Here is a 13,653-nt window from a genome sequence, read left to right on the forward strand (position 1 = left end):
GGCATGGCAAGGCCAGGTCGGGTGCGGCAAGCCTTGCCAACCCTTCCTGCGGAACCTGGGCTGGGGCGCCACAGGCGCTATACCGCGCCGTGGCCCTCCCCGCGCGCCCGGTTCACCCGTACCAGGCATATCCCCTGGGCACGCGCGAGAAGCCGGCCGCGGACAAAGCGTGCGCGACCGGGCTGCCATGCGCCGGCCGGCCGTCGACATCCTCAAGCGTAAACACGCGGCGTTTCTCGCGCTGCAGCGCGGCGGCCAGCGCGCGCAAACCGCTGGCCCGCCATCCGATGTCGTCGTTATCGATAAAGGTTAACAGCTGGCGGCCGCTTTGCGCCAGATAGTATGCCAGCCTGCCGTTGCAGATCACCACCATGGCGCCGACGCGCCGGGCCGGACGCAGGTCTGCCGGGTTGGACGGCCAGGGCAACAGCCAGCCGAAGGGATTGGCCGGATCGCTGGCCGACAGCGCCACCGGTTCGCCGGACGCCGCATCCGTTTGCGCCAATTCACGCAGGCGTTCTATACAGTCCTTATCGGCAAACTGCGCGGCGCCCAGGCCGGTGATAAAGCGCCCACGCAGCACGCGGCCCGCCTCTTCCATCCGCCGCAGCACCGGCATCAGCGCGGGAAAGCCTCCCGGCACCTGCTCGGCCATCGCCACGCCGCGGCTTACCACGCCATAGCGGTCGAACAGATTCTCGACCTGGGTCAGCATCCTGAGGGTCGGGCTGGCCGCCTCGCCGGCCAGCAATGACCAGCGGCCGGCCAGGACCGCATCGCCGAACCGGGCGTTCCGCGCCGATATCGGTTTGGCCGGCGCCCACACCGGTACCCAGCCCGCCACCTGGCGCCGGTGCCGTGGGACGCGGGCCGGGCGCGAACGGGTGGGCGGGCGTATCCCCGTCAGCGCGCGCAGCGGCGACCAGGTGTCGCTGGTGAGACGGCCTTGCCAGACGAGATCCCAAACGGTTTCCGCCATTTCAGCGGGCGATATTTCCGCCCCGGCCTCCAGGCGCGTCTGGACGAGCGGCGCCAGCTGACGGACAAAATAGGCGCCGCCATCGGCCAGCACGGCGAGAATGGACTGTTGCAGCGCGGAGGCGGTTGACGCGCCGGCCTCATCATTCACCCGCGGCAGCGTTGCGCCGGCGTTTTCGCGCAGATGCAGGGAGACCAGTCCATCGTCGTCGCCAAGCGTGCCATGGCCGGCCCAAACCACCTCGCCGGCGGCAATCAGCTCATCCAGCATCGACGGATGATAGTCATGGACCCTGGCGGGCAAAATCTGGCGTTCCCACAGTGAAGCCGGCAACGCGACCCCCGCCAGTTGCTCGATGACCCGGGCGACGCCCTCGACGCCTTCAAATGCGCCGAGCGCGGCGGACGGGTCGGGATCCGACGCCGGCGCGGCGGCGTCGGTCAGTACGCCCTGGCGCTCCAGCACCAGCCGCACCACGGCCTCGCGCGGCACCGGCCGGGTCGCCTCGCGCGCCGCCTGCAAAGAGCGCGCCCGCAAACGGCGGAATACCTCATCCCACACCCACCGACGCTGCTGGCCGCCGTCGGCGGGCGCGCCGGAGTCGGTGTCCGGTCCGGGCCCGCCCGCGACGTTGCAGGGTAACACCCTGCCCTGATCGCGCAGGCGCTCCAGTTGCTCATTCACAATGGCCACGCCCAGCCCAAAGTGCGCCGCCGCCTGCGCCGCGGTAAAAGGCGCGTGCGTGCGCGCATAGCGGCTGAGCAACTCGCGCAGGGGATCGCCGGCCGCCTGCAAAAACGCAGCCGGAATGCCCGGCGGTAAAGCTATCCCCAGCGCATCGCGCAGGCGGGCGGCATCTTCTATGCCGGCCCAGCGCGCCTCGCCCGCGATGCGCACGGGAATAATCCGCGCCGCCGCCTCCAACTGCGCCAGATAATCGCCGGCACCGTCGCCATCGGCCAGGCGCGCGGCGATTTCCGCGCGCGACAGGGGACCGAGCTCGCGCAACAGGTCGGCCACCCCTTCAGCGCCCTTTGCGCGCCGAGCGGCGGCGGTGCGCTGCAATTCCTGACCGACCCGTTCCACCACCCGGGGGTCGAGCAGCTCGCCAAGCTCCACCTGACCCAGCAGTTCGCCGAGCAGGCCGCTGTCCAGCGACAGTACGGACGCCCGTCGTTCCGCCAGCGGCGCATCGCCCTGGTACATAAACTCAATGACATAGCCGAACAGCAGATTAGCCGCAAACGGCGAGGGGATCTCGGTGGTAACCTCCCGCATGCGCACCGCGCCGTCATTGATGCGCTGCATCAGCGCCTGCAATGCCCCCAGATCATATACGTCCTGCAAACATTCCCTGGCGGTCTCGATAATCAGCGGAAAATCGTCATGCTCCCGGGCAATTTCCAGCAGCTGACCGGCGCGCAAGCGCTGCTGCCACAACGGCGAGCGTTTGCCGGGGCGCCGACGCGGCAGCAGCAAGGCGCGCGCCGCGCATTCGCGAAAGCGGGCGATAAACAGCGCCGACTGTCCCACCGCATCGGTGACGATTTGCGGCAGCGTATGGGGATCGAACACAAAGAGTTCCGCGCCGGGAAGTCGGCCGACGCTGTCCGGTATGCGGACAATAATACCGTCGTCGCTGGCGACGACGGCGGGATCGACTTTTAAACGCTGGTGGACGCGCGCGGCGATGGCCAGCGCCCAGGGGCCGTGCACGCGCTGGCCATAAGGCGAGTGCAGCATGACCCGCCAGTCGCCGCTCTCGTCGCGGCAGCGCTCAATCACCAGCGTTTGATCGGTGGGCAGCACCTCGGTGGCCTCGCGTTGCTCCGCCACCAGTTCGACCAGATTAGTTATGGCGTTATCATCCAGACCCGCTGCCTTAAGCCGCGCCGCCAGCGGGTGGTCCTGCGCCAACGGGCCGCGGATGCCCGCCGTCGCCGCCTCCGCCTCGCGCAGGAAGACGCCGATGGCCTCCCCCAGTTCGGCCGGCCGGCCGGCATTGTCGCCGTGCCAAAACGGCAGGCGGGCGGAGCGGCCCGGCGCCGGGACCACCACCACCTGATCGTGGGTAATCTGCTGGATGCGCCAGGAGGTGGCGCCCAGGGTTATCACATCGTTGACCCGCGACTCGTAGACCATCTCCTCGTCAAGCTCGCCGACCCGACGCGCGCCGCTTTTTTCCTCGCCTTGCGGCAAGACGACGCTGAACATGCCGCGATCGGGAATGGTGCCGCCGCTGATCACCGCCAATTGCTGCGCCCCCGGGCGGGCGGTAAGCAAACCGCTCGCCCGATCCCAGACCAGCCGCGGGCGAAACTCGCCGAACGCCTCCGACGGATAGCGGCCGGCCAGCATATCCAGGGTGGCGTCGAAGGCGCTGCGCGGCAGGGCGCGAAACGGATCCGCGCGCCGCACCCGCACGAACCACTCCTCGATATTCAGCGGTTCCATGGCCACCGCGGCCACGGTCTGCTGCGCCAGCACATCGAGCGGGTTACGCGGCGGCGCCACGGATTCCAGCCGTCCGGCCAGCATGCGCTCCACCGTCACGGCGGCATCGATCACATCACGTCGAGTTCGCGGATAAACCACCCCGGAAGAAATGCCGCCCACCTGATGGCCGGCGCGCCCCACCCGCTGCAGCGCGCTGGCGACCGTTGGCGGCACGCCGACCTGGATAACCTGATCCACCAGTCCCATGTCGATACCGAGTTCCAGGCTGGAGGTGGCGACCACGCAGCGCAGCTCGCCGGATTTAAGCGCCATTTCAATTTCCGCCCGCTGCTCTTTCGACACCGAGCCATGATGGGACCGGGCGACGGTCGGCGGTTCGCCGGCGGCGCGCTTGCCGGTGCCACCCGAATTAGAGAGATAATGTGCGGCCGTCTCCTGCTGCAATGGCGAGACGGCGGCGCGCTCGGCATAGCGTTCATTGAGCCTGGCCGTCAGTTTCTCGGCCAGGCCGCGGGAATTGGTAAAGACAATGGTGGAACGGCAGGCGAGGATTTGCTCGAGGATGCTGGCTTCCACATGCGGCCAGATCGACCCCGCGCGCCCGGTAGCCCGCATCTCCGGCGCGGCGTCGTCGCGCGCCGGTATCGCGGTCATATCCTCCACCGGCACCACGATGCGCATCGCAAGGGGCCGCCTGGACTGCGGGTTAACCACCGTCACCGGCAGCGCGCCGCCCAGGAAACGGGCCACGCGTTCCACCGGGCGCACCGTCGCCGACAGGCCGATACGCTGCGCCGGCGCGGGCAGCAAAGCATCCAGGCGCTCCAGGCTCAGCGCCAGATGCGAACCGCGTTTGCCGCCGGCCACCGCGTGGATCTCGTCGATAATCACCGTGGTCACGCCGCGCAAGGTCTCGCGCGCCCTGGAGGTGAGCATCAGATACAGCGACTCGGGCGTGGTGATCAGGATATCCGGCGGCCGTCTTTGCAGGCCGGCGCGTTCAGCGGCGGGCGTGTCGCCGGTGCGCATACCCACCGTCAGCGTCACCTCGGGATCGCCGCGCCGCCGGCGCCTGGCGCTGACGCCATCCAACGGCACGCTCAGGTTGCGCCGCACATCGGCGCCCAGCGCCTTAATGGGCGAAATGTAAACCACCCGGGTGGCGGTCTGGCGCGCGCGGCCGGGGTCGCGTTCGCGCTCCCGGAACAATCCATCGATGGCGTGCAGAAAGGCCGCCAGCGTCTTGCCCGAACCGGTGGGAGCGATGACCAGCGTGCTGTCGCCGGCGCCAATCGCCGTCCAGGCCGCCTGCTGCGCGGGCGTGGCCGCGTCGAAGGTGGCCGCGAACCAGTCCCGGGTGGCGGGCTGGAACCGGCTTAGGGGATCGGGCGCTGTCTCTCCTGACGTCAGCATCGCGTGCCAGCGCCTGACGGCGCAGTAATGAAACCATGGCGGGGATAAAGAGTTAAAGACATGGCAAGACGTTCCTTTTAAGCTCCGTAAAACCAACCACCACCGCCTTCCCGCCCCCGGGGCGGGCAAGTAGAAGCGGGACTTGGCAGGCAACAAATAAAAGCTTAGCACCTTGCCGCCGGCGCCATGTCTTTTTACAGTGATATCGTTGATAACCTTCTACAAAAATCTTAAGCCAAAACCCCCGCTATTTTTGTAGTCAAGAGTGAAAAGCCAGCCGACCCGGCACGGACTGGGCATGACCAGGCGCGCGCGGCGGCCGCGTGGCCGGCATTGGCGTTTTGTGACGCGGATCATAACAAATTCCCGGCAGCAGTTTTCTCTATGTCTGCGGCAGCTAATTTAATTTTTATCAGCAGCAATTGGGATATGTTAGCCCTAGCAATCACCGCCACTAAGGTATATTAATGGATAAATTTTTATATGGCGTCGCTTATTATCGTGAATATATGCCAGAAGAAAGACTTGATGATGATATCAAGATGATGAAAGACGCTGGAATAAATTATGTACGTATAGCGGAAAGCACCTGGAGTACTTACGAAAAACAGGATGGTATATTTGATTTTTCATCTGTACTGACAGTAATGGATAAAATGCATAAAAACGGCATTGCCGTTATAATAGGAACACCCACTTACGCCATCCCGGCATGGCTGGTAAAAAAACATCCTTCCGTAATGGCCACGACGCCTCATGGCATCAATAAATACGGGCCTCGACAAAAAATGGATATTACCAGCCCTATTTATTTGCGATATGCGGAAAGAATTATTCGCAAGCTGATGGCGGCGACAGCACATCATCCCGCCGTGATTGGCTTTCAAATTGATAATGAAACAAAATATTACGAAACATCCGGCAGCCATGTGCAGCAAGATTTCGTTAAATATCTGAAATCAATTTTTAATAACGATCTTGATCGGTTAAACAAAGCGTTCGGTCTTGATTACTGGAGCAACCGCGTCGATGCCTGGGAGGATTTCCCTTCCGTGGAGGGCACCATCAATGCCAGCCTGGGAGCGGAATTTCAAAAGTTCCAGCGCGGGCTGGTTACGGAATTTCTCCACTGGCAGGCAGGTATTGTCGGAGAATATAAATCAGACGCGCAGTTTATTACCCATAATTTCGATTTTGACTGGCGCACATATTCTTTTGGCATCCGAAGTGAAGTGGACCATTTTGCGGCGGCCGCTACGCTGACTATTACCGGCATTGATGTTTATCATCCCAGCCAGGATCGCCTGACCGGGGCGGAAATCGCCTTTGCCGGCGATATTGCCCGTACCACAAAGGACGATAATTACCTGGTGCTGGAAACGCAGGCGCAGGCCTTCAAGGAATGGACGCCTTATCCGGGCCAGTTGCGGTTGCAAGCCTTTAGCCATATCGCCTCCGGGGCCAGGCTGGTGGGCTACTGGCACTGGCACTCCATTCACAATTCCTATGAAACCTATTGGAAAGGGTTGCTTAGCCACGATCTGCGGCCCAACCCGGTTTATCATGAAGCGCAACGTATCGGGCGAGAGCTGGCGCAATTGTCGCCGGCGCTTGTGGGCCTGAAAAAAACCAATCGCGTGGCGTTGCTGGTCAGTAATGATAGCCTGACGGCTATTGACTGGCATCCTTACCGGGGTCATCAGTTTGGCCGACCCACGGAGCATCAGTATAATGATGTGTTCCGCGCATATTATGACGCTTTATACCGTCTTAATATCGAAGTGGATATTCTCAGCGCCGACGATGCGCGCATCGACCGCTACGATTTACTGGTGGCCCCGCTACTCTACGCGGCATCGGACGCGGTGCTGACCCGCCTGAACCAATATGTCGCCGCGGGCGGCCACATGATTTACTCCTTTAAATCCGGCTTTGCCAACGAGCATCTGAAGGTCAGGACCCTACCCCAACCCGGCATTATTTCTGAGGCCTGCGGCGTGACCTATCAGCTGTTTGCCGCGCCGGAAAGCGTGTCTCTCAGCTCCGATGTGCTGCAATTAAACGCCGCAGACGCCAGGATAGAGGACTGGATGGAGCTGTTGGAAGCCGACACCCCAAGCGTTGAGGTGATCGCACGCTACCAGCATCAGTACTGGGGTAAATATGCGGCAATTACCCGCAACCGATACGGCAAAGGTTCCGCCGTGTATATCGGCTGTCCGCTTTCGCCGGCCGCGTTGGAACAACTGTACGCTTATGTGCTGGGCGATCTTCCGCTGGCGGCGGAACTGTCCGGACATCGCTTCCCGGTGATCCGCAAACGCGCCGAGACGCGCCGGGGTGAAACGGTGCTGTTCTATCTGAACTATTCACATCAACCGCAGCAATTTTCCGTGCCGTGCCGCCGGGGAACAACGTTGTTGAATAATAATGCGGTAAAAAAAGGCGACATTATAAATCTCAATGACTGGGACGTTGCCATTATTTTGGTGGAGGAGGAGTAATGCGCGAAAGAATTCAAAACGAGGACCTTGGGAAAATCAGGTTTTCCGAACGGCTGGCTTTCGGAATCGGCGATTATGGCACCAATCTGACGTATACCATGATGGTGACCTTTCTGGCGTATTTTTATACTGATGTTGTCGGCGTTTCCGCGGTAGTGGTGGGTTCGCTGATGTTTTTCGCCCGTGCTCTTGACGGCGTAATATGTATATTTATCGGTATTCGTATTGATAAAACCAACACCCGCTACGGCAAAGCCCGCCCCTGGTTGTTATGGACCGCGGTGCCCTTCGGCCTGTCGGCGTTCCTGATGTCGACCGTGCCGGATATTAGCTACGGCGCCAAGGTGGCTTACGTTTGCGTTACCTACCTATTGGCCAACATCTTTTTTACCGCCAATAACATCGCCTATGGATCCATGCTGGCGCTGATCACCCGCGACGCTTATGAACGCGGCATCCTCAGCGTATTCCGCAAAGGGCTTTCCACCTGCGGTTCACTGACCGTCGGCGTCTGTACCCTGCCGTTAGTGGCTTTCTTTGGCAATTCGGCCACGTCATGGATCATCGTATTCGGCATTTACGGTTTTTTTACCGCGCTGTTTTTGCTGATAACCGGTATGGGCACCCGGGAAAGGATACGGCCGGTGCGCCAGGACAATACCCGCCATATTACCGCGGGACAGGTAGTGCGCTCGATGCGCGCCAACCGATACTGGATCATGATTTTCTGTTACCTGCTGGTTACCTTTACCAGCCTGACGGCGCTGACGACCGTGAGCGTTTATTATTCCAAATATATTCTGCAGGATGTTACGCTTATATCCTATATCAGCATGGCGCAATATATCCCAGGATTGCTTACCTTGCTGGTAATCCCCATGCTGATGAAGCACCTGGGCAAGCGCAAACTGGCCATGCTGGGACTGGTGATATGCTGCGTCGCCTATCTGATCCCGTTATTAAATAAGCAGGATTCGCTGTTTATTATCATCTCCACCGCGGTGCGCAGCGTGGGCTTTTGCGGTATCGGCGCCACCATGTTCGCCTTTCTGGCGGATACGATTGATTATGGTGAATGGACCACCAAACTGCGCCTGGAAGGGATCCTGTTCAGCGCCGGCACCCTAGGCCAGACCCTCGGCATGGGGCTTGGCACCGCCAGCGTCGGCTGGATACTCGGCGCCGTCGGTTTCGTCAGCGGGGGCGCCGCCGCCCAACCGCAAAGCGTGGTGTATACCATCGAGTTTATGTTTATTTTCTTCCCGCTTATTCTGGCGGCAATTAATTTACTGATTTTGTATTTTTATAAATTGGATGCTATCTATGACCATCTGGCGGTGGATTTATCGGCAGGGCGCTATCGCCCTGATTGATACCGGGCGCAAAAACAGATAAACAGATATTGTAGCTATTATCATAATGCAATGGACAGACAGGATATCGGGGATTACCCATGGTGAAGATGAATGATGCCGATATGGTAAATTTTTCGCCGCTGATGAAAAGTTTTACCTTCAATGCCTATATGGTATCGGGGTTTACGCCAATTTCACCCGGCAGCAAGCTGGACTTTTTCATAAACCGGCCCAACGGCATGAAAGGATATATGCTTCATCTGACGCAGAAGGGCGAAGGATTGATCCATACCCCCTCCGAGCCTTTTATCTGTCGCCAGGATGATATGCTGCTGTTCCCCCCCGGCATTCCTCATCACTACGGCCGGGCCGAGGGCAGCACCGCCTGGGACCATCTGTGGATTTACTTTATCCCCCGCCCCTATTGGATCGACTGGTTGCATTGGGATGCAACCGGGGACGGCATCGGCAGATTGCGGCTGGATGACAATGTCGAGGACATGACCTTGCTGTTTAAGGAGGTCATCCACCACAACGCGGCCAACGAATCGCTGGCGGACGCGTTGGCGATGAATGCCCTGGAACGCATTATCCTGATGTGCTTCGAGCGGCAGCCCATAAGCAATCGTCATAATCTCGACCCCCGGGTGAAGTCGCTCTGCCAGTACGTCAATGAACATATTGACGAAGAAATCCGCATCGATCATCTGGCGCGCATGACATTTTTATCGCCGTCGCGCCTGGCGCATCTGTTCAAGCGCGAAATGGGACAAACCATCTTTGCCTGGCGGGAAAAGCAGCGCGTTTCCCGCGCCTGCGATTTATTGCAAAAGTCCCATCTGTCCATTGCGCAGATTTCGCTGGCGGTGGGTTATGACGACCCGCTCTATTTTTCCCGCATATTTCGCCATCATCTGGCCGTCAGTCCACGCGATTATCGCAAAAAGTTCGAGAAGATGCCCAGTATATGACATCGTCCACCAGATTATCGGCTATCTGGGACGCGGCCACGCCGGCGCCCAAGGCACATATCATTTCTGAAAAAGCGTCCACTGGGCGAAGATCCGCAGCAACACCCGCGGATTGATTGTATAGCCCGTGACGAGGCGGCATCAGATCAGATATCTTCCAGATCAAGACCACGCGTTTTCGGGCCGAACACCGCAATCACGCCCATCACAATCAGCATGCTGACCACGATAAACGCGATGACGCCCTGCACGCCCGTATGCTGCAGCAACAGGCCGATAATGATGCTGCTGAACACCGTAGACAGCCGGCTGAAGGAATAACAAAACCCCACGGCGCGGGCGCGGATAAAGGTGGGAAACACCTCCGACTGATAGGAATGGTAGCTGTAGGTCAGCCAGGCGTTGGACCAGGTGACAAAAAAACCGCATATGATAAGCAGCAGCGGATTATTCTGCACCGCGAACAGCGCGCCGAAAATAACGGTCACCAGGCAGGATAAAACGATTTGCCATTTATTTTCCATTTTATCAGCGTAAAGGCTGCATAACAGGGAACCCAGCGGATACGCCAGGGTGATAAAAAAGGCGTACAGCAGACTGTGGGTAATGGTGGCGCCCCGGCCCGCCAGCAGCGCCGGCAGCCAATTGCCGAAACCGAAAAAGCCGATGGCCTGGAAAAAATTCATCACCGACAGCATCAGGGTCCGGCCGCGATAGGGCGCGGACCAGATGTCCCTGAAGGTGCCGGCTTTCGCCGTCGCCGGCGCCTGGTCGCGCCGGGGAAAATCAACGGCGGCGGTAATGCCGCAGCGTCTTTCCATCTCCAGCATCACCTCGCGCGCCTCGCGGTAGCGCCGCTGCTGCACCAGCCAGCGCGGCGATTCCGGCAATTTCTTGCGCACCAGCCAGATGACCAGCGACGCCACGGCCCCGGCGATGACCACATAACGCCAGCCGGTCAAGCCGAAAATAGTCTGCGGCACCAGCCACCAGGACATCAGCGCCACCGCGGGCACCGACAGGAACTGGATGAAAAACGAAAAGGCGAACGCCTTGGTGCGCAGACCCGCCGGGGTCCATTCCGCCAGGTAGGTGTCGATGGTCACCAGTTCGATGCCCAACCCCACGCCCACCATAAAACGCAGGAAAATAATCCACTCCGCCTGATGCTGAAAAGCCAGGCATAACGAAAACAGGCCGTACCAGGCCAGGGCGAACATAAAGGTCAGCCGGCGGCCATACCTGTCGGCATACGGACTGAGCAGGCTGGCGCCGATAAACAAGCCGAGGAAGGTGGCCGAGGCGAACGCCGCCTGATCGGAGACGCCGAACACCCCCTGCGCGCCGGTATGGAAAATGCCTTCCGCCACCAGTCCGCCGCTGATATAGCCGGTCTGGAACAAATCATACAGCTCAAAAAAACCGCCCAGGGCCAGCAGTATGATAAACCGCCACAGGCCGGCGGTTGCCGGCAAGGCGTCGATGCGAACCGATAAATCTTCTTCATAAATGGTTAATGGGGCCGCCATCTCGGCATTTGAAACGTACGCGTCACTCATCGTTAACCCTGCCATAACAAACATAAGCTTGCATGTTAATGGCTTTTTACTGCGGGAAACAACTCCCTTTAGCAAGATAGTGTATCGCCGCTGCCCGGATTGCCTTCGTGACGCCGGTTAGCCCGGGGAGGACCGCCGCCGCGCCGTCGTCCCGGCCCAGCCGATGCGCATGGCAAGCCGCAGGGTCCCGCCCGGCACCAGCACCGCCAGTCCCGGCATGCCGGGCTGGTTATGGGCGTTCACCGGATGGGTTTGAGGTTCCAGGCAGATAAAATCGCTGTTTTGCGGCTGATAGACCATCAGGATATCCGTCGCGCTGTCCAGGGTAACGGTGGCGCCGCTGCCGGCATCATGCAATACCGCCCTGCCGGTCCAGCCGGAAAAGGCATTATTCATCCAGCCCGCCCCCGGCAAGCGGGGCGTGGCGAAATCCCAGCCGCTGGGCACCTCTTCCCGCCAGTCCGCCGGCAGGTGATGGGCGCGCTCCGGCCAGTAGCCCCGCGCCTGAAACCACAGCGTCATGGCCGGGGTTTTGCAAAAAAACGGATGAAACCCCAGCCCGAAAGGAAACGGCTGGGCATCGGTATTGGTGATGCTCAGGGTGGCCAGCAGGGCATGGTCCCGCAGTTGATAGCTCAGCTGCGCACGGTAACGGCAGATGTCCGTCAGCGTGCGGGAGAGGGAAAACGCCACCGCGTCGGGCGCAGAGTCCGCCACCGTCCAGGCCGACAGCCAGCCGTCGCCATGTAAAAAAAACCGTTCGTCCCAGGGCGAGCGGGGAAAGGTGATCGTCCGCCCCCGCCAGTTGAACGCATTGCCCTCCACCCGGTTCGCCAGCGGCAGCATCGGGAATAAGGCGCACTCCCCCGGCGGCGCCAGGGGATCCCGTGCCGGGCGCAGGATCGCGATCCCGCTGCGGGTGGCCAGGCTTAATACCGCGCCGCCCTGCGCCCGGCACCGCAAGACGAGCGCCTCGTTACTTAGCGTGATGCTGTTCATAATCCAGCTCCGCCTGGTCGCCGAAGCGTTGTTCCAGCGCCTCCAGCGTGACGCCTTTGGTTTCCGGCACCTTGCGCCAGATAAAGGTAAAACCCGCCAGGCAGATAACGCCGTAGAGCAGGAAACTGCCCGACGCGCCCAGCGCGGCGTTTAACAGCGGGAAGGTGTAGGTCAACAGGAAACAGGCCACCCACAGGGAAAAGGTGCCGACCGCCATCGCCATGCCCCGTACCCGGTTGGGGAAGATTTCCGACAGCAGCACCCAGGTGACCGGCGCCAGGGTCAACGCGTAAATGGCGATGGCCACCAATACCAGCAACAGTACCGGCAGGCCCAGGATGCCCATGGCGTAGGCGGCGGCGATTAAACCGTAGATAATGGTCAGCCCCAGCGACCCCAGCAGCATCAGCTTGCGGCGGCCCAGCTTATCCACCAGCGGCAGGGCGATAAGGGTGAAAATCAGGTTGATAAGGCCGGTGGCGACAATGGATTTGAGCGTATCGTTGATATCGAATCCGGCGGAGGCGAAAATTTCCTGCGCATAATTGAAGATCACATTAATGCCGCACCATTGCTGGAATACCGCCAACACGATGCCGATGATCATCACCGGCCTTACCCGGCGGGAGAACAACTGCGGCAACCGTACCCGGCGGGTATCGTCCCCGGCCATGGACTGGCGGATCTCCGCCAGCATGGTGCGGGCGTATTGGGCGTTGCCGATTTTGGCCAGCACTTTTTCCGCCTGGTCGAAACGGCCCACTTTCACCAGCCAGCGCGGCGACTCCGGCACCATAAACAGCAGCAGCAAAAACGCCACCGCCGGCACCGCGCCGGAGCCGAACATCCAGCGCCAGCCCATCTGGCCGTTCCAGGACTGGGCGATGTCGGCCATGCCGGCATGCGCCGCCACCGGCTCGGCTATCATCAGATTCACCAATTGGGCGGCCAGCACCCCGATAACGATGGTCAACTGATTCACCGCGACAAAAATACCGCGTTTTTCCGCCGGGCTGACTTCGGCGATATACATCGGCGATAATGCCGACGCCAGGCCGATGCCGAGCCCGCCGATAATGCGAAACGCCACGAATAAAGAGAAATTATGCGCCATCGCCGCGCCCCAGGCCGACAGGGTAAACATCACCGCCGCCAGCAGCAGGGGCAGCTTGCGGCCAAAGCGCTCGGACAAGGTGCCGGAGGCGATGGCGCCCGCCACGCAGCCCGCCAGGGCGGAACTCATCGCCCAGCCGGACTGGGCCGGATTGGTAATACCAAAATAGGCTTCATAGAACGGCTTGGCGCCGCCTATCACCACCCAATCATAACCGAACAGCAGACCGCCGCAGGCGGCCACCAGGCAGATAGCCCAGACGTAGGGTAAATTCAACGGACTTGTGCTTTTCATGAGACCAC

Annotated in this window: 7 protein-coding genes; 3 read left to right on the forward strand and 4 right to left on the reverse strand. The window is 60.6% G+C overall.

Going from position 1 to position 13,653, the window contains the following annotated elements:
- Positions 1–112: 112 nt before the first annotated feature.
- A complete protein-coding gene (locus ACL2XM_RS12320; protein WP_413733042.1) occupies positions 113–4,849 on the reverse strand; it encodes an ATP-dependent helicase in 4,737 nt (1,578 codons plus the stop codon).
- Positions 4,850–5,316: 467 nt separating this feature from the next.
- Between ACL2XM_RS12320 and ACL2XM_RS12325 the strand changes: the two genes are divergently transcribed.
- From ACL2XM_RS12325 to araC, 3 genes are all read left to right on the forward strand, one after another.
- A complete protein-coding gene (locus ACL2XM_RS12325; RefSeq protein ID WP_413733044.1) occupies positions 5,317–7,353 on the forward strand; it encodes a beta-galactosidase in 2,037 nt (678 codons plus the stop codon).
- Positions 7,353–8,726, forward strand: a complete 1,374-nt coding sequence (locus tag ACL2XM_RS12330; protein WP_413733045.1) for an MFS transporter — start codon at positions 7,353–7,355, stop codon at positions 8,724–8,726. The genes ACL2XM_RS12325 and ACL2XM_RS12330 overlap by 1 nt, the downstream gene beginning before the upstream one ends.
- A gap of 83 nt (positions 8,727–8,809) precedes the next feature.
- A complete protein-coding gene (gene araC, locus ACL2XM_RS12335) occupies positions 8,810–9,679 on the forward strand; it encodes an arabinose operon transcriptional regulator AraC (RefSeq protein WP_413723426.1) in 870 nt (289 codons plus the stop codon).
- Positions 9,680–9,825: 146 nt separating this feature from the next.
- On the opposite strand, the gene ACL2XM_RS12340 is transcribed toward araC, so the two are convergent.
- From ACL2XM_RS12340 to ACL2XM_RS12350, 3 genes are all read right to left on the reverse strand, one after another.
- Positions 9,826–11,208, reverse strand: coding sequence for an MFS transporter (locus ACL2XM_RS12340; RefSeq protein ID WP_413733221.1), 1,383 nt, complete (start codon positions 11,206–11,208; stop codon positions 9,826–9,828).
- A 147-nt stretch (positions 11,209–11,355) separates the two neighbouring features.
- Positions 11,356–12,237, reverse strand: a complete 882-nt coding sequence (locus ACL2XM_RS12345) for an aldose 1-epimerase (protein WP_413733047.1) — start codon at positions 12,235–12,237, stop codon at positions 11,356–11,358.
- Positions 12,215–13,645, reverse strand: a complete 1,431-nt coding sequence (locus tag ACL2XM_RS12350; protein ID WP_410015572.1) for a sugar porter family MFS transporter — start codon at positions 13,643–13,645, stop codon at positions 12,215–12,217. The genes ACL2XM_RS12345 and ACL2XM_RS12350 overlap by 23 nt, the downstream gene beginning before the upstream one ends.
- Between the last annotated feature and the right edge of the window lie 8 nt (positions 13,646–13,653).

Origin of the sequence: Sodalis sp. RH20 (assembly GCF_047324205.1) — a bacterium.
GTDB lineage: Bacteria > Pseudomonadota > Gammaproteobacteria > Enterobacterales > Enterobacteriaceae > Acerihabitans.

What these genes read in the sequence shown, in the direction of transcription:
- ACL2XM_RS12320 (WP_413733042.1), bottom strand. Translation starts at nt 4,849, where the DNA reads ATGCTGACGTCAGGAGAGACAGCGCCCGATCCCCTAAGCCGGTTCCAG.
- ACL2XM_RS12330 (WP_413733045.1), top strand. Translation starts at nt 7,353, where the DNA reads ATGCGCGAAAGAATTCAAAACGAGGACCTTGGGAAAATCAGGTTTTCC.
- ACL2XM_RS12350 (WP_410015572.1), bottom strand. Translation starts at nt 13,645, where the DNA reads ATGAAAAGCACAAGTCCGTTGAATTTACCCTACGTCTGGGCTATCTGC.
- ACL2XM_RS12345 (WP_413733047.1), bottom strand. Translation starts at nt 12,237, where the DNA reads ATGAACAGCATCACGCTAAGTAACGAGGCGCTCGTCTTGCGGTGCCGG.
- ACL2XM_RS12325 (WP_413733044.1), top strand. Translation starts at nt 5,317, where the DNA reads ATGGATAAATTTTTATATGGCGTCGCTTATTATCGTGAATATATGCCA.
- ACL2XM_RS12340 (WP_413733221.1), bottom strand. Translation starts at nt 11,208, where the DNA reads ATGGCGGCCCCATTAACCATTTATGAAGAAGATTTATCGGTTCGCATC.